This is a genomic window from Parvibium lacunae (assembly GCF_003335215.1).
In the GTDB taxonomy this organism is placed as follows: Bacteria; Pseudomonadota; Gammaproteobacteria; order Burkholderiales; family Burkholderiaceae_D; genus Parvibium; species Parvibium lacunae.
The window spans coordinates 158,565-178,640 of the sequence record NZ_QPGB01000004.1 but is presented as its reverse complement, the minus strand read 5'-3'; the positions used below and the strand labels follow the sequence as shown (position 1 = coordinate 178,640).

Sequence of the window (20,076 nt, the reverse complement as noted above, 5' to 3'; positions counted from 1 at the left end):
AGGAGCAGACGATGAATACAGCAGCAATACAAGAATTGGCGCGGCAATTAAAGATTGGCGATTTGGTCTTTATTGATGTGTGTGCCAAACCATTCAAAATGGTTTCAGATGCCACTGCATCATGGACAAACCACGTTGGCATCGTGGTTCAGGCAGACGGCAGCGCGGTGGTAATTGCAGAAAGCACTTTTCCCTTTTCCAAACGCACCTCGCTGGATACATTCATTAACCGCAGCACACAGGGGCGCGTCGCCGTTAAGCGCCCACGCATGAGCTTTACCGCAGAACAAACACAAGCGATTGTGGCGGCGGCCGATAAGCGCATGGGGATTTTGTACGACACCGGTTTTGATCTGTATTCCCGCCGGCAATTTTGTTCACGCTTGGTGTACGAAGTGTTGCAAGAAGCGGTGGGGCTGACTGTGGGCGAGGTCGAAAATTTCGCCACCCTATTGCAACACAACCCCCGCGCCAAATTAGGTTTTTGGCGCTGCTGGTACTTTGGTTGGATTCCTTGGCAGCGTCGTACCGTTACCCCGGCGAGTATGTTGCGGAGTGCCCAAGTGGTAAATGTCTATGAATCCAATCAGAACGATATGGAGGTTGCATGTTGAATCTTATTTTAGGGGTGGGCGTGGCGTGTATCCTCATCGAACGATTCAAGCCGGGCTGGACACTGCCCAAGGTTAAAACTTGGCCGCTCAGAGTGGCTCTGGTTAACTGTGTTCAACTGGGGGTGGTGTTGCTGGCAGGGGTGACTTGGGAAAAATGGTTGTTTGGAAATTCGCTATTTCATGTATCTCACTATTTGCCCACGTGGGGGGCTGGGCTGTTTGCATATTTTATTGCGACATTCGTTTTTTATTGGTGGCATCGCTGGCGGCATGAGTACGATTGCTTGTGGCGCGGCTTTCATCAAATACATCACAGCCCACAGCGCTTAGAGGTGATTACCTCGTTCTATAAACACCCCGGTGAAATGGTGGCGAACTCAATCATTGGAAGTCTACTTGTGTATACCTTGCTTGGCCTCAATCTTGAAGCCGCAGCCGTCTACACAGCATGTACGGCACTGGGTGAATTTTTTTACCATACGAATATCCGCACTCCGCAGTGGATTGGTTATATTTTCCAGCGTCCTGAAATGCATCGTATTCATCATGAGTATGGGCGGCATAAAAATAACTATGGGGATATTGTCTGGTGGGACATGCTGTTTGGGACGTATGAAAATCCAACCCAATGGGATGGGGCGTGTGGCTTTGATGACGAGAAAGAGCAAGCCCTAATAGCGATGTTGACCTACCAGGACGTGCACCAAGCGGAGCAGTTCAGCATGCCCGATCGTTGAAAGGATTGAGGGTTTTGGATTAGATTAACCAATCCCGTAGCAGTGCGATCAGTGCCGGCAAATACAGCGCACACACCATGCCATGCAGACCCATGGCGAGGGCAGCAAAAGCACCCTCACGTTCACCGAGCTGAAAGGCGCGGGCCGTGCCAATGCCGTGGGAGGCCACACCCAACGCAAAGCCCTGCACGGCAGGCTGTGGGCAATGAATCAGGCGATAGAGCGGTTGTGCGAGAACTGCGCCGAGGATGCCCGTCAAAATCACCAAGACGGAGGTGAGCGAGGGTAAGCCGCCAATCCGCTCGGCGATGCCCATGGCAATCGGCGTGGTAACGGATTTGGGGGCAAGGGAAAGCAAGGTTGGCAGGCTAGCGCCGCAGAGTTTGCCAATCAGTAATGCCACCATGACGGCAGCGAGCGAGCCAGCAATTAGCGCGACAAGCAGTGGCCCTAGCAGGCGTTTAACTTGATTGAATTGCGCGTATAGCGGAATGGCAAGGGCGACCGTCGCTGGTCCTAACAGGAAGTGGACGAATTGCGCACCATCAAAATAGGTTTTATAAGGTGTTCCGGTCGCACTGAGTAAACCCACCAACACCAGAATGCTGATGAGGACTGGATTGACCAGGGGATGTTGCCCACAGCGAGCGCTGAGCCATACCGCCGCTTGGTATACCACCAGCGTGAGGGTGAGCCCCAGCAAAGGCGTGGCGGATAAATACACCCACACTTCGGTAATGCGCGGGCTCATGAAGATTCTCCCGGCTCAATCTGCTCATGGCCTCGCATACCCCGTTGCAAGACCCAGGCAGTGACAACAATCGCAGCAAGGGTGCTGCCAACCAGCGCCAGGGTGATGGGTAGCCACTCGTGAGTAATACGTTCTATGTGCAGCATCACGCCAACCCCAGCGGGTACAAACAATAGCGATAAATGTTGCAGGAGTTGCTGTGCGGTTTGACGCAGCGGGAGTGGAATGTTCTGATGCTTGCGGCCACGCCAGAGCAATGCCGCAAACAATAACGCCATGCCAATCACTGGGCCGGGGATAGGTAATCCACACAGCAGGGTGATGGTTTCCCCCGCGAGTTGAAAGAGCAAAATCAGGGTGAGCGCTTTGAGCATAGAGTGCCTTGTTTAACTTGCCGCTTTACTCAAGAGCTGTGCTAGCGCTTGCTGCGCGAGCACCATTCCCATGCTGGCCGTCACCATCACGCTGGAACCATAGCCTGCGCAACTCAAGCCTTGCGGGGCTGCGTCTACACCTTGCGCTGTGCTGTTTATATCGCAGGCCTGCTGGGTTTTGGGTTGCACAATGGGTTCATCCGAATACACACAGGGAATCCCAAATTTCTTTTTTGGGTCACGGCTAAAACCATGCAGCCGACGCAAATTCGCACGGAGCTTAGCCGCAATCGGATCGCCTTGCGTGCGGGCCAAGTCATCGACTCGCAAGCGGGTGGGGTCGCGCCGGCCCCCGGCGGCCCCGCAAGTAATGATGCGATAGCCATTGCGTTTGCAGTATGCCAGCAGGACGGTTTTAGCGCGGCCATCGTCACAGGCATCGACGACGACAGCATGGCTCGGCAGTGCGCCAATCAGTGTGGCGACATTCTCCGCAGCAATAAATTCATCTACTTCTTGCACGTGGCAATCGGGGTTAATCAGCGCAATCCGTTCACGCATGGCGGTGACTTTGGCTTGTCCTAGCGTATGGGTTAGCGCATGAATTTGCCGGTTGAGATTCGATTCGGCGATATGATCAAGATCAATCAAGGTCAGCGTGCCCACCCCACAGCGGGCGAGGGCTTCGGCGGCCCATGAACCGACGCCGCCAATACCAATCACACAGACGTGACTGGTTTGCAATATAGCCAGGGTTTCAGCCCCATAGAGGCGATTTAGACCGCCAAAGGCACGGGTTACATCAGGCATGGGGAGCAGCGAGGGCCGACTCAATCAGACCATGCAATTCAGCGAAATTGGGTTTGCCCAAATAGCGCTTCAAAATACGACCTTCTTTATCAACCAGAAAAGTCGTGGGCGTCATGACGACCTGGCCAAACGCCTCGGCCGCTTGCCCTTGTGTATCAAGCGCGACGGTAAATGGAAGCTGGCGCTGCTGGGTAAAGCTCACCACATAATCAGGGCGGTCATATTGCATTGCCACCGCAATCAACTCAAACCCCTGTGGCTGATATTTGTTAAATGTTGTCACCAATTCTGGCATTTCAGCGACGCAAGTGGTACAAGTAGTCGCCCAGAAGTTGACGAGATACACTTTGCCCCGCAAGCTGGCCGTGGAGAGTGGGCTGCCACTCAGGGTGGTATAGGTCAAAGCCGGGGCATTGGCAGCAGGGCGAAAGGCTTGCCAGATAAAGCCGAGCACGATCAATCCAGCACAGACTGCCAACCACCAAGAAGATTTTCGGCGCAACATCACAGCTCCATCAGAAAGGAAAAGACATGCTACAACACATTAATGATCACCGTATTATAAAAGCACTGCGCATCGCTGCCGTGTCCGCGCTATTGACTGCCACAGGTTTCGCACAAGCGCAAGCGTCGGGCTTGGCATCCGTGAATGAAAAAGAGGCGGGTGCCGCTGTTAAGGCGGCCTTGGCAAAAGGGGCGGATGCTGCAGTTGGTTTGCTGGGTAAAGAGAATGGCTTTTTGGGCAATGACAAAGTCAAAATTCCGCTGCCAGAAAGCCTACAAAAGATTGAGGCTGGCCTGCGCATGTTTGGCCAACAAAAGCGCGCTGATGAGCTGGTTGTCGCCATGAATCGAGCGGCTGAGCAAGCGGTACCACAAGCCAAAACGTTACTCAGCAATGCGGTCAAATCAATGTCTGTCGAAGATGCTAAAAAAATATTGAGCGGCGGGGAAGGCTCTGTAACGCAGTTCTTCCGCGAAAAAACAGCGGCCCCCCTGGCTGAAAAATTTTTACCGATTGTGAAACAGCAAACAGCCAAGGTTGAGCTTGCCAGCAAGTATGATCAATTGGCAGGGCAAGGGGCTAAACTTGGTATCGTCAGCCAAGAGCAAGCCTCTATCGATCACTATGTGACACAAAAAGCCCTGGATGGGCTGTATGTCATGATCGCGGAAGAAGAGCAAAAAATTCGCGCCAATCCGGTTGCCGCTGGCAGTGCCGTGTTGAGCAAGGTTTTCGGCGCGTTGAAGTAGGCTTTTTTATCGGGCCTCATTCTCGGTCCCAATGAACGCGGACAAAGGCAAAGAGCACATTGCCATTGTTCGCGTTTTTGCTGTTGCTCAGCTTAGGGATGGGAACCAGATTCAGGGTGGCTTTTTTCGTCCCAATGCTAAACAAGGGGAACGCGGCTGGGAAGGGTACGCCGCCAAAAATATCCGGGCGCTGCGTCACCAATACCGATGCCCCAGCCCCAAAACGGATGCGGTCGCCCCAGATAGCTTGATAGGCGTAGCCGGCCATCGGTTGTACTTTTTTGTGTGACTCCAAGAATGCCATGGCATAGACCGTATGTTCATTCCCACGCTCTGATACAACCGTGCGGCCATAGCCACCGCCCCAAGCATTGTTATTAAGGGTTTTTAGTTTTTCATCAGTATAAGTACCGGGGTCATGGTAAGCATACCCACTCAGAAAAATCTCCTCGCGGCCTTGATCCCAAATCTGCCCAAGGAAATGCTTACTTTTATTCCAATAACCGGTGAGCCCCTGGCCCGGGTTTTCGGCTGGCGTAAATAGATAGGGAGCAAAAGCATCTCGCCGCACAGTCGCATTGACTACCCCAGGCGCCGATCCCGCTACCGCTTGGGTACGGGATTGCTCTTCAACGCGCGGTGAGGTTGCTGACGCCAGTGTGCTGGCCCCAAGCAGGGTGGAGTGTGGGCTACGATCAAGCTGCAACGGCAAGCTCTCATTGGCCCAACCAGGCAAACTTATCGCCAGTAATGCCGTGGTGAGCCACCGACTGAGGGTAACGGGCGATAAGCTGAATACAAACATGGCCACTCTGAACTCCAAGAATGAATGATAGCGAAGGGATCTCTGAGCTAGCGCAGCAGGATGGCAATAGCCTCACCAGGCTCAGTCGGCTTTTTAGCGAAAGCGGTTTTGGCATAGCGCTGCCAGCGGCCCAGCACGAAAGCAATCAAGATATTGGCTTGAACGACTGCTTGGGCCTCAGTGCCATTGCCCTGACTGGCTGCAATTCGGAGTGCTTGCTTTAAAGAAAGTTCCACGCGATCGATAAACTGGTTCATCCGCTCTTGCAATCGGGTGTTCTCGTGTAGCAAGACCTCGCCAGTCATGACGCGGGTCATCCCCGGATTTTTTTCCGCAAAGTTAAGTAACATGGAAACGATTGCCTGGGCTTGCCGCAAACCTGCTTCTTCGCTGGTGGTAATCTGATTAATCAGCCCAAAAATACTGCTTTCAATAAACTCGATCAGGCCTTCATACATTTGTGCCTTACTGGCGAAATGCCGATAGAGCGCGGCCTCTGAAACATCCAAGCGGGCAGCTAAGGCAGCCGTGGTAATTTTCTCCCCCTTAGGGTCTTCAAGCATGGTGGCCAAGGCTTGCAAAATGCGGAGCTTTTTTTCGCTGGGTTGCGCAGTCATCGCGTTCCACCTAAGTCGGTTAGGTTACTGAAGGTTAAGAGGGAGAGGCCAGACGTTGACTGACCCGGGCTAATTGTTGAATAGATTTTACTTGAACATCACACCATTTTGGCTTCAAACGTGGTTGCACCCGTCCATTCGCGCCGATCTGCCCTGGACCAAGTAATCCAGTGACCCAAACGGTACGCATCCCTAATGCCCGCGCTGCCTTGAGATTTTCCAGTGAATCTTCGATTAAAACAGCCCGACGGGCAGGAATCCGCTCGCGCGCCAGGATGGCGCGTAACATGCGCCGGGAAGGCTTAGGGCGATACTCCCCGTGCAAGCGCATATGCTCAATCGCATAGAGCCGGCCGAGCTGCATGTGCAAGCCCAAATGTTGAATAACCCGCGTTGCATAACCATAGGGGGCGTTCGTCAACAAGCGTTTATGCCCAGGCAAGCGCCGTAAACTGTCCCGCAAGCCGCGCTCACTGCGAATTAAGGTGGCCAGATCAGGAAAAGTATGGCTCGCGGCCAGAAATTCATGGGGATCAATCGCGTGATGGCGAATCAGCCCGAGCATGGTCGCCCCATAGCGCTGCCAGTAAGCTTGGCGCAGTGACTGTGCCGACACCAGGTCTAAACAAAGCTTTTCAGCCACATAGGCTGTCATCATCTGATTAATGCGCGGAAAAATCGCCACCCCAGCGTGATGCAGCGTATTGTCAAGATCAAAAAACCAGTAATGAAAAGACATGATACCTGTTAGAAAAAGAGGCGGCCTAATCCTCGGTGAGGAAGGCGGGAAGGTGTCTTTGTTAGCGCAGCGGCTTGGCGACAATGCGGCAATGCGCCGCAACGAATTTTACGCAAGCGGACTACGCGCAGTGGCACGAACGCGTATGATTGTAACTTGTCTGCTTGATGTGTCTGCCCATGTTGTTTCTACCCCGTTTATTGATGCGCTTATTCTCCTCACCGCTGTGGCGATGGTTGGCTCAAGGCTGTTTGACGATCGGCACTTTGATCGCATTATCTGCTTGCAGCCCAACTTATGATTGGCGACAGCTGCAGCATCCTACCTATCCCTATCGTGCGCTGTTTCCGGCGAAGCCCGTCAGTGCAACCCGGGCCATACCCTTGGCTGGGGCCGACTACCCGCTCTCACTGCAATCGGCAAAAATTGGCGATACCTTATTTGCGGTAGCGATTGTGACCAGCCCCGCGCCAACGGATCGCGCTCAGCTAGAGCAGATTCAGCAAGCGCTGTTGTTGTCATGGTCAACCAATATTCGTGCCCAACACGCCGTCTTGCCGCTGACGGCACCGACCCGCGCGGGGCAACCGATCCTGCATGAAATTTGGCAAGAAGCGCGAGGGGAACACCAAGGCCAACCCTACCGGCTGCAGCTGCGCAGTGGATTGCTGCCCGCTGGGCTTATCGGGCCTATCTCACCTGCCTCGGCAACGTCGGCAACCGGTGGGGGCGTCTATGCCGCTCTCGTCATCGGACCAGCAGCAGCTTGGCTGCCCGACCAAGTCGACACCTTTTTACAAGGTTTTGAATTGATTCAGCCCCATTAAGCTCTCCAGCAAGCGCCGATAAATAATGTTAAGCCCCTTCTCAACCCCGTCTCTGCCTACCGCTCTGCCCCCTTTTACGCGCTCACGCTCAGTCGCTATTTTTGTCAGTTTTGCCCTTGCGTACTGGCTATCTTACGGACTCCGGGCGGTTAATGCTGTCATTGGGGTGCCGCTTCAACTCGAGCTGGGCGTCAGTAGCGCACAATTGGGTTTCTTAAGCAGTTTGTATTTTTTGACCTTTGCCAGCATGCAATTACCGTTGGGTCTGCTGCTTGATCGTTATGGTCCCAAGCGGGTGGAAGTCTGCTTGCTGCTGGTCGCGGCAGCAGGGAGCGTGCTATTCGCTTTGGCGCCTAATTTTTTCATGCTGTGTTTGGCGCGGGCCGCGATCGGGGTTGGGGTGTCGGCATGTCTGATGGCCCCTTATAAGGGCTACCGCCAATGGTTTGCAGAAAAATGGCAAGCGCCTCTTTCTTCTTGGATGTTGATGGTCGGTACCGCTGGGGCGCTCTCAGCCACCCTACCCGTGAGCTATGCCTTACCAATCGTGGGTTGGCGTGGACTATTTTGGTTGATCGCAGGCCTGCTGTTACTTGCCCTCTGTTTGCAAGCTACGCTGCTACCTAATCATGCAGCGGCATCAGCGCATGGCTCTCTGCCTAAACAGCAGGAATCATGGCATCAGCAATGGCAAGGATTTCAACAGATTCTACGTAGCGCTACTTTCTGGCGTTATGCGCCTCCTGCCTTTTTTATCCACGGGGGCTTTATGGCGATTCAAGGGCTATGGGCAGGGCCATGGATGCAGCGGGTCAGCGGCTTAAACGCCCATGCCAGCGCGCAAACGCTGTTCCATATGGGCATTGCGCTGCTCGTGAGTTATTTCTTTTTAGGCTGGCTCGCACGCTGGCTGATGCAACGGCAGATCCCCTTGGCGCACGCGATGACAGCCGGCATGGCTTTATCACAGGGCTTATTGGCGGGGATTATCTGGTTTGGACCGCAACACGCGGAAGCGTGGTGGATTGGGTATAGTGTGAGTACCTGTGTCATGTCGCTGGGCTACACCGCGATCAACTTACATTTCCCGATACACATGAGTGGGCGGGCAACAACCGCCTTGAATTTCATGATTTTCTTTGGTGCCTTTGTCGTGCAATGGGGGTTAGGTATCGGGATTGATGCGCTGCGTGCGGGCGGCTGGGCGGAGGGTATTGCTTATCAAGCCAGCTTTGGCGCGCTATTGGCGTGTCAACTTGCTGCGCTGCTATGGTTTATCGCCCGCCGGCAGCGCGCAAACCCGGCTAGACTTGGTAGCGCTTGATTCATCAACGAGAGCGAGGAAAGATCACATGACACTGGACCTCTGGCTACCCTATTTTTTTGCTTGCTGGGTAATTGCCTTATCACCGGGCAATGGTGCGGTTATTTCGATGAACCACGGCCTGAATTACGGCCTGCGTCAAACCAGCATCACGATTTTAGGGTTGCAAGCGGGTTTGTTGTTGATCATGGCGCTCGCCATGGCGGGGGTCGGCACATTACTGTTAGCGTCTGAAATGGCTTTTAGTACCGTCAAATGGATTGGCGCAGGCTATCTTTTTTATATTGGCTGGCAGCAATGGCGCCAAGCCAGCAGACAACCTCAAGCTGAATCATCAGCGGCTGGTGATAAGCAGATTTTAGGCGCGCGACAACGCTTTTTGTATGGCTTTTTAACCAATGCAACGAACCCCAAAGGAATTGTTTTTATGGTGGCGGTGCTCCCACAGTTCATTGATCCGAATGCGCCGCAACTCAATCAGTTTATTTGTATGGCCCTCACCATGACGACGGTTGACCTAATCGTCATGCATGGCTATGCCCTGCTGGCTGCCCACTTGCAGCGCTGGTTTAAAAGCAGTGCTGCACAGAAAATTCAGCAACGTTTCTTCGGTGGGGTCTTAATGGTGGCGGGAATTGGCGTGCTGTGCTTCAAGCGCAGCGCGAATGGCATTACCTAAGCGACGCACTGGTAAATCGGTCAAGGGAGTCAGCATGGCGGCAACAGAAACAGCAAAAAATGTCTTGGGTGGGCCACTCAAATTATGTGGATTAACGCCGCGCACCGGGTATCTGCGCGATGGCTGTTGTCAGGCTGTGGCTGGCGATTCTGGGTCGCATACGGTGTGTGCGATTGTGACGGCGGCGTTTCTGGCTTATTCAATGTTACGGGGTAACGATTTATCGACCCCACGCCCGGCGTATGACTTTCCAGGGCTAAAACCTGGTGATCGCTGGTGCTTATGCGCCCGCCGCTGGTTGGAAGCCTATGAAGGGGGGTGTGCCCCGCGCGTCGTCTTAGAAGCCACGCATCTGGCGGCATTAGACACGATTCCCTTGGCGCTGTTGATTGCGCATGCAGATCATGTCGCCGACGATCCGGCGGGCTATCTGCCCGAAGATCAATCGAATCAGGATTAGCCAACCTTCACGCTATCTTTGCGCCACTAAGTAACAAGCTGCTGCACCCACTCCCGAATCTTGTCTGGCTCTTGGGCTTTCAGCATCTTTTTCACAATCGCCTCAATGCTGGGCAAGTCGGCGCGCAAGATTTCCTGCTTGACCATCAGCAGTTGCGAGGGATGCATAGAAAATTGGCGCAAGCCCAACCCCAACAGCAGGCGCGTCAATTTTGGTTCACCCGCCATTTCGCCACAAACGGAAACGGGCAGCCCGGCCCGCGCACCGGCTTGGATGGTAAGGCTTAAGAGTTGCAAAATCGCCGGGTGTAATGGATCGTATAAATGGGCGACCGCATTATCGGCACGATCAATGGCGAGGGCATATTGAATCAGGTCATTGGTGCCAATAGACAGGAATTGCAGACGCTTGGTAAATAAGCCAATCGCCAGCACCGCTGCTGGAATTTCAATCATGCCGCCGACCGGAATCGTGTCATCAAAGGCCTGGCCACGTTTACGCAGCTGGGCTTTGGCCTGCTCAATTAAGGCCAAGCTTTGATCGATTTCATGGGCATGCGCCAGCATCGGAATCAATAACTTGATTTTGCCAAACGCGCTGGCCCGTAAAATCGCCCGCAGTTGCGTTAAAAACAGCGGTGGTTCGGCTAAACAATAGCGAATCGCCCGTAAACCAAGCGCTGGATTAATTGAAACCGCATGCCCTGCATCCAGGCTGCTGCCAAAGGATTTATCAGCGCCAATATCCAGCGTACGGATGGTAATCGGATAGTGTGGCATTTGCTCGACTACTTGCCGGTAAGCGACGAACTGCTCTTCCTCATCCGGCAAAGTCTCGCGATTCATAAATAAAAACTCGGTGCGGAATAAGCCCACCCCAGTTGCGCCGGCATCGAGCGCCGCCGGCACATCTGCGGGTAGTTCAATATTGGCATGTAGCTCAACCGTGGTGCCATCCATCGTTTGCGCGGCCATGCCACGCAAACGGCGTAAACGCTTTTTATCAAGCTCGAGCTCGCTTTGACGAACGCGATATTCTTCCAGCACCAGCGGATCTGGATCGACAATCACCACGCCGGCATCACCATCAACAATGATCCACTCGTCTTGCTTGATCAAATGCCGCGCGCTTTGCAAGCCAACGACCGCAGGAATGCCCAGGCTACGCGCAACAATCGCGGTATGCGAGGTTACGCCACCAAGGTCAGTGACAAAACCGGCAAATCGGTGATCTTTAAATTGCAGCATGTCATGCGGCGCAATGTCGTGCGCGACTAACAGCATCTCTGCAGCGGCCGTTTCGTCATGCTCTGGCAGGGTGTTATACATCCCGGTGAGTGCCCTTAAGACCCGATCCACCACTTGTCGCACATCATTGCCACGCTCGCGCATATACTCATCTTCAATCGCATCAAACTGCGCGACCACCGCTTCCATTTGGGTTGTCAGTGCCCATTCGGCGTTGTAGTGTCGCTCTTGAATCCAGCGGCGTGGTTCAGCGGACAATAAATGATCTGACAGAATTAATGAATGCAACTCGAGAAAAGCGGCTAATTCCGGGGGGGCATCTGCAGGCAGTTCACCCTTGAGGGTGGCTAACTCTTCATGGACGGATCCAACTGCCGCATTAAAGCGCGCAATTTCATCTTCAACGGCATTTTCCTGAATTAGATAATGGGCGACCTCCGCCGTCGCGGACGAGAGTAAATGTGAACGTCCAATCGCGATCCCGCGCGATACTGCAATGCCGTGGAGGGTAAACGCCATCGTTTATTCGCCTTCGTCGAATTTATTGGCAATCAACGCCAACAAGGCGTCAACCGCCGCCTGTTCATCGACCCCGCTGGCTTCGAGCTGAACCACCGACCCTTTACCGGCCGCCAGCATCATCACACCCATAATGCTTTTTGCATTGACTTTGCGACTGCCCTTGGCGATCCATACCTCCGATTGGAACTTGCCGGCAGTTTGGGTTAATTTCGCTGACGCCCGAGCGTGTAAGCCCAATTTATTGACTATGGTCGTTTCCGCTTGCACCATTGCCATCTCCTCCTGAAGAATCATTGAATTTTCTAGTTTGTGCCTGGGGTGCCTTGGAAACCAAGTTCACTATGCCATTGGTCGCCCCACTCATGGCTTTTTCAACAACGGTTGCAAGGTCCGTATGTCGGTAGGTAATTGCTCGCAGCAACATGGGCAGATTCACGCCGGTGATCACCGCCACCCGTTCGCTGGCGCCGCCCGCTGCCGCCGCTGCACCGAGCTGGGTTGCAATGTTAGAAGGGGTCCCGCCAAACAAATCGGTCAGGACCAGCACCCCTTGGCCGGCATTCACTTGTTTGGTCAAAGTTGTCGCCTGCTGCATCAAAAGCTGTGGTTCCGTATCGGGGACAACATCCAAGACGGCAAAGTGTTCTGGTGGCTCACTAAAAACATGCTTGGCACACGCCACGAGCGCCGCGCCAAGGGGCGCATGGCTGATGATAAGAATACCGATCATGGATATCGCCAGTTAGGAAATTAGACTAATTCTAGTGCTTCTATGAAGTGCTGGGCGACATTAAAGCCGGTTTGTTGTGTAATTTCTTGAAAACAGGTGGGGCTGGTTACGTTGATTTCTGTCAAGTGCGTACCAATCACATCCAAACCAACTAAAAACAACCCGCGCGCCCAGAGAATCGGGCCGAGCGTGTTGGCGATCTCGAGATCGCTTGCAGAGAGAGCTTGGGCGCGTCCGGTACCACCAGCGGCGAGATTACCGCGGGTTTCGCCGGGAGCAGGAATGCGTGCCAGGCAATAGGGAACGGGCTTGCCTGCGATCAATAAAATCCGCTTATCACCCGCTTCAATCTGCGGCAAATAGCGCTGCGCCATAATGGTTTGTTGCCCTTGGCGCGTCATGGTTTCGAGAATCACACTGAGGTTCGGATCGTTGACACGCACCCGAAAAATGCCGCTCCCCCCCATACCATCCAGGGGTTTCAACACCACCTCTTCCTGCTCGGCGATAAACGCTTTCAGTGTCGTGGCCGACTTGGCGACCAAGGTCGGCGCGGTGAATTGGGGAAAGGTCAGAATGGCCAATTTTTCATTGTGGTCCCGCAACGCCTGCGGGTCGTTCCAGACCTTTGCCCCCGCCTGCACCGCTTGTTGCAACAAATGGGTGGCGTACAAGTATTCCAGATCAAACGGTGGGTCTTTCCGCATCAACACCGCATCAAAGCTGGCCAAAGTGCGGTGAGTCGCCGCGCCACAGTGATACCAGTCAGGCCCTTCCTGTAAAGCTAGTGGAGTTGCTCGCGCCACCACCTGACCTTGCTGCACCGCTAAGTCCTCTAAATAAGCAATATGCAGCTGGTGCCCACGCTGGGCTGCTTCACGCATCATCGCGTAGCTAGAATCTTTGTAGATTTTCAGGCTGGGCAGTGGGTCGATGATAAAAAGCAAGTCCATGATTAACCTGTATATTTTTCTTGATCAGGATCGGTTCTTTCCAGCTCCAGCGACGCCGCGAGCAGCGCCAGTCTCGCAATCACGCCATACATATAAAAACGATTGGGGCCAGCGCTCAATGCGGAATTACAGTCTGGCAAATTACAGCTATTGGCAAAAGCCAGCGGTTGGAAATGCATCCCGGGGGCATTTAAGTTTTCATCGGCGCCACGTTCTGTATGCACGCGGTAAAAGCCTCCCACGACATAACGATCAATCATATAGACCACTGGCTCAGCGACGGCCTCATTAATCGACTCGAAGGTGTGAACCCCTTCTTGCAGAATCACTTGGCTGACATTCAAACCTTCTTTAACGACCGCCATTTTATTGCGCTGTTTGCGATTGAGTTGGGTCAATTCAATCGGGTCACGCACCGTCATAATGCCCATGCCATAGGTACCCGCATCAGCTTTAATAACCACGTAAGGCGTTTCCTTGATGCCGTACTCGCGGTATTTACTGCGAATTTTTTTCAATAAGGTTTCTACTTGAGTGGCTAAACAATCAATCCCGACGCCCGCATGAAAATCCACTTCATCACAAGCGGCATGGAGAGGATTCAGCATCCAAGGATCAAGGTCAAACGCTTTGGCAAACTTTTTTGCGACATCGTCGTAGGCAGAGAAATGCGTCGATTTACGGCGCACTGTCCAGCCCGCATGCAGGGGGGGCAAGACGAATTGTTCGTTTAAATGTTGCAATACGCGTGGTGCGCCTGCCGATAAATCATTATTCAATAAAATCGTACAGGGGTCGAAATCCTTGAGACCCAAGCGCCGCCCTTGGCGCACTAAGGGCTCTAGCAGTAACTCACTGCCATCATTTAATGTCAAGGTAGTCGGTTCGGTGATCTCTTCAGAAAGCGAGCCCAAGCGAACATTTAACCCGGTTTGGCGCAAAATTTGAGTTAGGCGCTGCACATTCTGCAAATAGAATTGATTGCGGGTATGCCGCTCAGGGATCAGCAAGAGGTTACGCGCGTCTGGACAAATTTTCTCAATTGCCGCCATCGCCGCCTGCACGGCGAGGGGCAACATATCCGGGGCCAGATTATTAAAGCCACCCGGAAACAGGTTGGTGTCGACGGGCGCCACTTTGAAACCGCTATTGCGTAAATCGACGGAGCAATAAAACGGTGGGGTGTGTTCTTGCCACTCCAACCGAAACCAGCGTTCGACTGCTGGCGCCGCGTCGAGAATTTTTTGTTCTAATGCGAGCAGCGGGCCATGCAGTGCAGTAACAAGATGCGGCACCATATTTTCTTTCCCTGATTGAGTCAAAGGCATTAGATTGTGCCAGAAATCTCGATTTCAACCAGGAAGCTGATTGCATCGTGGAGAGACCGCGGATCAACGCCTCATCGCAGGACGGGCTTTATTCATGCAAAAGAGAGAACTTTTGCCCAATTTCTTGCGCAATCGCCTGACCAGCGTGGGCCAGTTCAGTTAAATCCGCCTCTAGGGAAGCCACGACCGTCAACAGCAAGGGGGAGTTTTGTCGGCCTTTGGTTAATGCGGCTTGACTCAGATTCGGTACCTCAACCACTAACACGCGGGCGTGTGGGCCATTCAGTACAATCGACTGACAAACGCCCGCCCCCGCCTCCCGCGCCAGGGTATGGCTGAGCGCATGCAGGGAGGCAGTCATGGCAGACAGGCGCCCACCTGCTTGTGGATCAGACCACTCAAAGGCGATCTGAAACCCATCTACCGTTGCCAACAGCAACCCTTGAATGGGGGGGATTTGCTGGCGCAGCTTGCTGAGTTGCTGTTGACAAATCGCTGTCAGGACCTTACTGATCTGCATCAGCGCGCTCCTGCCTCTAGGGAACTCATGAGTGCTTGCAATAGGATCAACACATCTTTTTTGCGGCGGACGTCGACCTGCAAAATGGGCAGGCGCCAGCCTTTGCTCTGCAAGGCCTGGGCATACTGTTCTACCTTTGGTCGCCGATGTGTTTCTGTACGTCCTATCCCCAGGACGACCGCACCCTCTTCTGCATGCTCGCGAAAATGCTTTAAGTAATAACTCACGTCTTCCAACGGATCAGGGCGGCTGTTGTCCACCAGTAAAATTACCCCGAGCGCGCCTTGCGCCAAAATAGGCCACATGAAATCGAAGCGATCTTGGCCCGGGGTGCCGTAGAGCAATAATTTGGCTTGCCCATCGAGGGTCAGTTCACCATAGTCTAGGCCCACGGTGGTCGTTTCCTTGGCAAACGCAGCTTGATCCAGATTGGCCACATCGGTGACAACGGGGGGGATTTCACTGATTGCGGTAATTGCGGTTGTCTTACCTGCCCCCATGGTGCCAGTAAAAACGATTTTGTAATGTTGAGCGGCGGTCATTGTTAGAGCCCCAATTTTCGACGTATCGCTGCAATGACCCCAAGTTTTTCCTGCGCTTGGGGGTTGTAGCCGCGCTTCAACCAGCTTAACCAACCTTTCTCACGGGCTTCTACCAAGAGGCCCGACAAATAAGTCGCGTTCAAGAATCGATAAACAGTCTCAGGGGGTAACGCTGACGCTTCAATCAACTGTGCCACGGTCATGGAATAACGATTGAGCAAGCCCGCCAGATTAAAATATTCTGGCAAATGGTCTAAAGTACCAAAATCTGGCCAGCGGCGCAGTTGAATCGGCACGTCCGCTGAGGTGGGAACCAGTAGGACTTCCAGCGGGTAATAGTGGCCCGCATACCAACCCAGCCAGCCTAAGCCACGGGTGCGCCGCTCTTTCAGAATTTGCTCTGCCCGCTCCTGCTCGATCGGCTTGATACTCAATACCGGGGAACGAACAATTTCAGCTACTGATAAATCGGGACGCTCCGGTAAAAAACGCCGCGCCTGAGGGAAAATAATGACTTTCGTCGCCGCCGTCTTCACCAGAAAGCCGCCGCCGTTATCCCAATAGTCCATCAAGACATCGGCCCATTCACGCTGCGCTGGGGCGTGTTGGGGTTCTTTCATGCTGATTAAGCGATCAATTTCATTCAGCTTCTCAAACAGGGGCAGTGCCCGGATCGGTCGCACAATGAAATCTTCACTGGTCCGTCGCTCACCATTGACGGTCGCCGGGTTCAGGCCCGTGCGAATGAACAGACGTGAAGGCAAACCTTCTTGATCTAACTCAGAGCGCATATCAGGCACAATCACCGCATCAAAGGGTGGCTGTGGTTGCAACTCCCATGGCGTTTGGCCACGAGCGCCAAATAAGCGCAACATCGAACGCAGTACCATCACTTCATGTTCATTCAATCCATGACAGCCTAAGCGCCGTGCTTTCACATCCGACGCCATGATCGATTCCTTTGGATTTGTCTCAATTTTTATGCCTCTTTAACCCAACCATTTCCTCAACGTATCGAGCCAAGGAAATAGATTTGCGCTGACAGAGACCCGCTTCTGCCTGCGCCCCCTAGAGCATAAATTCTGCGTTAAAAGCCTCGCGCTGTATAGCCTGCGTCGCAAAAATTGACAGTTTTGTGACGTCCGACAACACAAACCCGCCCAATCAGCATAAAAAATAGGCCCCACCGGGGTGGGGCCAAATGGCAGACGAATCTGCTAACTTTCAGGAAAGGGTCTCCTCCGAATCCTTCTGTTTGTTACCGCTTAGTCGTGGTAAGCCGTTTCGCCGTGCGAGTTAATATCCAGGCCTTCGCGCTCTTCTTCTTCGCTCACCCGCAAGCCGATCACCAAATCAACGATCTTGTAGGCGACGAAGGAGACAACAGCGGACCAAACGATGGTAACGAGCACCCCCTTAGCTTGTGTCCAGACTTGGGCGGCAATTGAATACTCTGCCGCTTTAATCACGGTACCGGTGACCCAATCACTCACATAACCAGGGCCGCCCAAGGCGGGCGAGTTAAAGACACCCGTCAACAAGGCGCCGAGGATACCGCCAACACCGTGAACCCCAAACACATCGAGTGAATCATCGGCGCCGAGCAACCGTTTCAAGCCTGTCACCCCCCACAAGCAAGCAATACCGGCCAACAAGCCAATGACGATTGCCCCCATCAAGCCGACATTACCCGCCGCCGGTGTAATGGCGACCAAGCCTGCTACCGCACCCGATGCGGCTCCCAGCATGGAAGGTTTACCTTTACCCAGCCACTCGCCAAAACTCCAGGACAACACCGCGGCAGCGGTTGCCGTAAAAGTATTGATGAATGCCAATGCCGCCGTGCCATTCGCTTCTAACGCGGAACCCGCATTAAAACCGAACCAACCGACCCACAGCATAGACGCACCCACCATCGTGAGGGTTAAGCTGTGCGGGGTCATCGCTTCTTTACCATAGCCAATCCGCTTGCCAACCAAGTAAGCGCCCACCAAGCCGGCAACCGCAGCATTGATATGCACCACCGTACCACCTGCGAAATCCAGCGCACCCCACTGCCAAATCAAGCCTGCTTTGCTGGTCAACTCATCCACTAACTTGGCATCGGTGTATGCATCAGGCCCCATCCAGAACCACACCATATGCGCAATGGGCAGATAGCTGAACGTAAACCACAGCACCATGAAAAGCAACACCGCAGAGAATTTAATGCGCTCAGCAAAAGCACCAACGATCAGACAGCAGGTAATACCGGCAAAGGTGGCCTGGAAAGCGACAAACACAATCTCAGGAATGGGCACCCCTTTACTGAATGTTGCTGCCGCAGAAAAACTCCCATCGGCAGGATTGAAAATGCCATTCAGGAAAAGGCGATCGAACCCGCCAATATAGGCACTGCCTTCGGTAAAGGCCAATGAATAGCCATAGACCGCCCACAGAACCACAATCAGGGAAAAAGTTACCATCACCTGCATGAGAACCGACAGCATGTTTTTCTTGCGAACCAAGCCGCCATAGAACAAGGCCAAACCAGGGACGGTCATCATAATGACCAGCAGCGTCGCCACCATCATCCAAGCCGTATCGCCTTTATTAAAGTTAGGCGCTGCTGCTGGGGCTGCTTCAGCGGGTGCAGCAGGCGCTGCCGCGGCGACCGCTGCCGGCGCTGCAGCTACTGCTTCGGCAGGCTTGGCGTCTGGGCTGGCAGTGGGCATGGCAGTGGCCGCCTCTGCCGCAGGTTTATCTTGCGCGAACGTAGGCTGACTGATGACAGTAAGCCCGAGTAGCAGGCTGAATAAACAGCGTGAGAAGAAATTTTTCATTGGGCGCTCCGTTCCTTACAGTGCGTCTTTACCGGTTTCCCCGGTACGAATACGAATGACCTGCTCCAGGTCATACACAAAAATTTTGCCGTCACCAATCTTGCCGGTGCGGGCGGCATTTTCAATCGCTTCAATCGCCTGCTCTACCTGAGACTCATCCACGGCAGCCTCAATTTTTACCTTTGGCAGGAAATCAACGACATACTCTGCCCCCCGATAGAGCTCGGTGTGGCCTTTTTGCCGACCAAACCCCTTGACCTCTGTTACCGTAATACCCTGCACGCCAATCGTAGATAGCGCTTCCCGAACTTCATCGAGCTTGAATGGCTTGATGATGGCAGAGATTAATTTCATCACACACCCCCGAAAGTGGCCCGGCTGATGCCGGGCTTGTTCAACACAACGACCTTAAAAAGTTTTGCTGATACTCAGAACAACCGTCGATTTACTGGGATCTTTAACACCTGCGGTGTTCGCGCCAGTTGGTGTTGCCGCTGCCTGACCGTAACGATAAAAACGCTCTTTTGCGTTGGTATCAATGTAGCTTGCGCCTAGGATCCAGCCACCGAGATCATAGGTAGCCCCCAGCTTCCAATCGCTGTAACTCAGTTCACCGTAGTTTTTGACTTTCGTATGGCCATAGTGAGCCACTAGAGAGAATTTATCCGTTATCGGGAAAGTACCGGTTAAATCAATATAACCAGACCCTTTGGAGCCCCCACGATTGGTTGCAATACACCCGGTTGTTGGAGCCGATCCATCGCCATTGAGTCCACAATAACCGCCATAAGTATTTTGATTGACGCCGAAATAATCGGTAATTGCATGGCTGTATTTGAGCGCTAGCCACTTGTAGGTCATCGCCACATACAGCTCACGGTTGTCATATTTTTGTCCTGCCCCCTGCGGTTGAACCGTTGCCCCATTGCCATATTTAGCGGCGGGGTAGTAGTACTGCAAAAACCCGCCATCTACCGTAAAGTCTTTTACCAACTCTTTCTTAAAGCCCAAATACAGATCCACTTCTTGACCGTTACCATTCTGGTAAAGATTGCTCGATACATTCGAACTCCATAGCCCAATGTAAACACCGCTGCTATGGCTGTAATCCAGCCCCCCTTGGAGTGCCGGTTGCAAATACGTTTGGGAGATGCCACGAAACCGATAGTCGCTGTACAAGCCGAAATTGCCGGTAAAAGTATGGTCAGAGGCAGGCGCATCAGCGGCATAAGCGCCACTGGCGGCGGCCAACAAGGCTGCTGACAATAGTGTTTTCTGGAGTCGAGTATTCATCGTATTCCTCTCTTTATATAAAGTTGAAGTGCAACTGAGTGGGACTGAGCAGATTCCGTGCCAGGCTAAGCAGGCAGACTTTATGCCGAAAATCGATGCAAAAAAAGCATAATCATGGACTGGGATGA

General features: G+C 53.3%; 25 protein-coding genes. 7 read left to right on the top strand and 18 right to left on the bottom strand.

The genetic code is table 11. The features are described 5' to 3' along the window. Window positions 1-11 precede the first annotated feature (11 nt). Both DU000_RS10000 and DU000_RS09995 read left to right on the top strand, forming a co-directional pair. Window positions 12-614, top strand: a complete 603-nt coding sequence (locus DU000_RS10000; RefSeq protein ID WP_114403267.1) for a YebB family permuted papain-like enzyme — start codon at window positions 12-14, stop codon at window positions 612-614. Beyond that, entirely contained in the window at window positions 608-1,351 is a 744-nt protein-coding gene (locus tag DU000_RS09995; protein ID WP_114403266.1) for a sterol desaturase family protein, read from the top strand. Before DU000_RS10000 ends, DU000_RS09995 begins: the two co-directional genes overlap by 7 nt. Window positions 1,352-1,370: 19 nt before the next feature. Here the strand turns inward: DU000_RS09995 and DU000_RS09990 are convergent, their stop codons facing one another. Genes DU000_RS09990 through DU000_RS09975 form a run of 4 tightly spaced genes read right to left on the bottom strand, consistent with a single transcriptional unit; the run spans window position 1,371 to window position 3,791 of the window. Continuing rightward, window positions 1,371-2,102, bottom strand: coding sequence for an LrgB family protein (locus DU000_RS09990; protein WP_114403265.1), 732 nt, complete (start codon window positions 2,100-2,102; stop codon window positions 1,371-1,373). Continuing rightward, complete coding sequence (locus tag DU000_RS09985) at window positions 2,099-2,476, bottom strand: CidA/LrgA family protein (protein WP_114403264.1); 378 nt, start codon at window positions 2,474-2,476, stop codon at window positions 2,099-2,101. The genes DU000_RS09990 and DU000_RS09985 overlap by 4 nt, the downstream gene beginning before the upstream one ends. Window positions 2,477-2,488: 12 nt before the next feature. Beyond that, window positions 2,489-3,286 (bottom strand): tRNA threonylcarbamoyladenosine dehydratase, encoded by a 798-nt coding sequence (locus DU000_RS09980; protein WP_114403263.1) that lies wholly within the window; start codon window positions 3,284-3,286, stop codon window positions 2,489-2,491. Beyond that, window positions 3,279-3,791: a TlpA disulfide reductase family protein gene (locus DU000_RS09975; protein WP_114403262.1), complete on the bottom strand. Its 513-nt coding sequence runs from the start codon at window positions 3,789-3,791 to the stop codon at window positions 3,279-3,281. The genes DU000_RS09980 and DU000_RS09975 overlap by 8 nt, the downstream gene beginning before the upstream one ends. A gap of 26 nt (window positions 3,792-3,817) precedes the next feature. On the opposite strand from DU000_RS09975, the gene DU000_RS09970 reads away from it, so the two are divergent. Next, window positions 3,818-4,540 (top strand): DUF4197 domain-containing protein, encoded by a 723-nt coding sequence (locus DU000_RS09970; RefSeq protein WP_114403261.1) that lies wholly within the window; start codon window positions 3,818-3,820, stop codon window positions 4,538-4,540. 16 nt (window positions 4,541-4,556) lie between these two features. Here the strand turns inward: DU000_RS09970 and DU000_RS09965 are convergent, their stop codons facing one another. From DU000_RS09965 to DU000_RS09955, 3 genes are read right to left on the bottom strand one after another with little or no spacing between them, the layout of a single operon-like run. Further along, on the bottom strand, window positions 4,557-5,345 hold the full coding sequence (locus DU000_RS09965) for a hypothetical protein (protein WP_114403260.1): 789 nt from the start codon (window positions 5,343-5,345) through the stop codon (window positions 4,557-4,559). Between the two features lie 47 nt (window positions 5,346-5,392). Continuing rightward, window positions 5,393-5,962: a nucleoid occlusion factor SlmA gene (gene slmA, locus DU000_RS09960; RefSeq protein ID WP_114403259.1), complete on the bottom strand. Its 570-nt coding sequence runs from the start codon at window positions 5,960-5,962 to the stop codon at window positions 5,393-5,395. A gap of 34 nt (window positions 5,963-5,996) precedes the next feature. Continuing rightward, window positions 5,997-6,701 carry a pyrimidine 5'-nucleotidase gene (locus tag DU000_RS09955; protein ID WP_114403258.1) on the bottom strand — a complete coding sequence of 235 codons (705 nt, stop codon included), beginning with the start codon at window positions 6,699-6,701 and terminating at the stop codon, window positions 5,997-5,999. A 179-nt stretch (window positions 6,702-6,880) separates the two neighbouring features. On the opposite strand from DU000_RS09955, the gene DU000_RS09950 reads away from it, so the two are divergent. Genes DU000_RS09950 through DU000_RS09935 form a run of 4 tightly spaced genes read left to right on the top strand, consistent with a single transcriptional unit; the run spans window position 6,881 to window position 9,991 of the window. Then, on the top strand, window positions 6,881-7,528 hold the full coding sequence (locus DU000_RS09950; protein ID WP_114403257.1) for a hypothetical protein: 648 nt from the start codon (window positions 6,881-6,883) through the stop codon (window positions 7,526-7,528). A gap of 25 nt (window positions 7,529-7,553) precedes the next feature. Continuing rightward, window positions 7,554-8,852 (top strand): MFS transporter, encoded by a 1,299-nt coding sequence (locus DU000_RS09945; RefSeq protein ID WP_114403256.1) that lies wholly within the window; start codon window positions 7,554-7,556, stop codon window positions 8,850-8,852. Window positions 8,853-8,880: 28 nt separating this feature from the next. Continuing rightward, entirely contained in the window at window positions 8,881-9,531 is a 651-nt protein-coding gene (locus tag DU000_RS09940; protein ID WP_114403255.1) for a LysE family transporter, read from the top strand. 34 nt (window positions 9,532-9,565) lie between these two features. Further along, entirely contained in the window at window positions 9,566-9,991 is a 426-nt protein-coding gene (locus DU000_RS09935; protein ID WP_114403254.1) for a DUF2237 family protein, read from the top strand. Window positions 9,992-10,017: 26 nt separating this feature from the next. On the opposite strand, the gene ptsP is transcribed toward DU000_RS09935, so the two are convergent. The 11 genes from ptsP to DU000_RS09880 form a co-directional block, all read right to left on the bottom strand. Then, the gene (ptsP, locus tag DU000_RS09930; protein WP_114403253.1) at window positions 10,018-11,757 is read right to left on the bottom strand and encodes a phosphoenolpyruvate--protein phosphotransferase; all 1,740 of its coding nucleotides are present in this window, start codon (window positions 11,755-11,757) and stop codon (window positions 10,018-10,020) included. A gap of 3 nt (window positions 11,758-11,760) precedes the next feature. Continuing rightward, complete coding sequence (locus DU000_RS09925) at window positions 11,761-12,030, bottom strand: HPr family phosphocarrier protein (protein WP_114403252.1); 270 nt, start codon at window positions 12,028-12,030, stop codon at window positions 11,761-11,763. Next, window positions 11,999-12,490: a PTS sugar transporter subunit IIA gene (locus tag DU000_RS09920; RefSeq protein WP_114403251.1), complete on the bottom strand. Its 492-nt coding sequence runs from the start codon at window positions 12,488-12,490 to the stop codon at window positions 11,999-12,001. The genes DU000_RS09925 and DU000_RS09920 overlap by 32 nt, the downstream gene beginning before the upstream one ends. Window positions 12,491-12,510: 20 nt before the next feature. Further along, the gene (gene gshB / locus DU000_RS09915) at window positions 12,511-13,443 is read right to left on the bottom strand and encodes a glutathione synthase (RefSeq protein WP_114403250.1); all 933 of its coding nucleotides are present in this window, start codon (window positions 13,441-13,443) and stop codon (window positions 12,511-12,513) included. Between the two features lie 2 nt (window positions 13,444-13,445). Next, window positions 13,446-14,741: a glutamate--cysteine ligase gene (gene gshA, locus DU000_RS09910; protein WP_114403249.1), complete on the bottom strand. Its 1,296-nt coding sequence runs from the start codon at window positions 14,739-14,741 to the stop codon at window positions 13,446-13,448. A 118-nt stretch (window positions 14,742-14,859) separates the two neighbouring features. Further along, window positions 14,860-15,291 (bottom strand): roadblock/LC7 domain-containing protein, encoded by a 432-nt coding sequence (locus DU000_RS09905; RefSeq protein WP_114403248.1) that lies wholly within the window; start codon window positions 15,289-15,291, stop codon window positions 14,860-14,862. Beyond that, entirely contained in the window at window positions 15,291-15,833 is a 543-nt protein-coding gene (locus tag DU000_RS09900) for a GTP-binding protein (protein ID WP_114403247.1), read from the bottom strand. Before DU000_RS09900 ends, DU000_RS09905 begins: the two co-directional genes overlap by 1 nt. Window positions 15,834-15,835: 2 nt before the next feature. Beyond that, window positions 15,836-16,783, bottom strand: a complete 948-nt coding sequence (locus tag DU000_RS09895) for a hypothetical protein (protein ID WP_114403246.1) — start codon at window positions 16,781-16,783, stop codon at window positions 15,836-15,838. A 315-nt stretch (window positions 16,784-17,098) separates the two neighbouring features. Beyond that, window positions 17,099-18,655 carry an ammonium transporter gene (locus DU000_RS09890; RefSeq protein ID WP_114403245.1) on the bottom strand — a complete coding sequence of 519 codons (1,557 nt, stop codon included), beginning with the start codon at window positions 18,653-18,655 and terminating at the stop codon, window positions 17,099-17,101. Between the two features lie 15 nt (window positions 18,656-18,670). Next, complete coding sequence (glnK, locus tag DU000_RS09885) at window positions 18,671-19,009, bottom strand: P-II family nitrogen regulator (RefSeq protein WP_114403244.1); 339 nt, start codon at window positions 19,007-19,009, stop codon at window positions 18,671-18,673. Between the two features lie 54 nt (window positions 19,010-19,063). Next, the gene (locus DU000_RS09880; RefSeq protein ID WP_114403243.1) at window positions 19,064-19,948 is read right to left on the bottom strand and encodes a TorF family putative porin; all 885 of its coding nucleotides are present in this window, start codon (window positions 19,946-19,948) and stop codon (window positions 19,064-19,066) included. Window positions 19,949-20,076 lie beyond the last annotated feature (128 nt).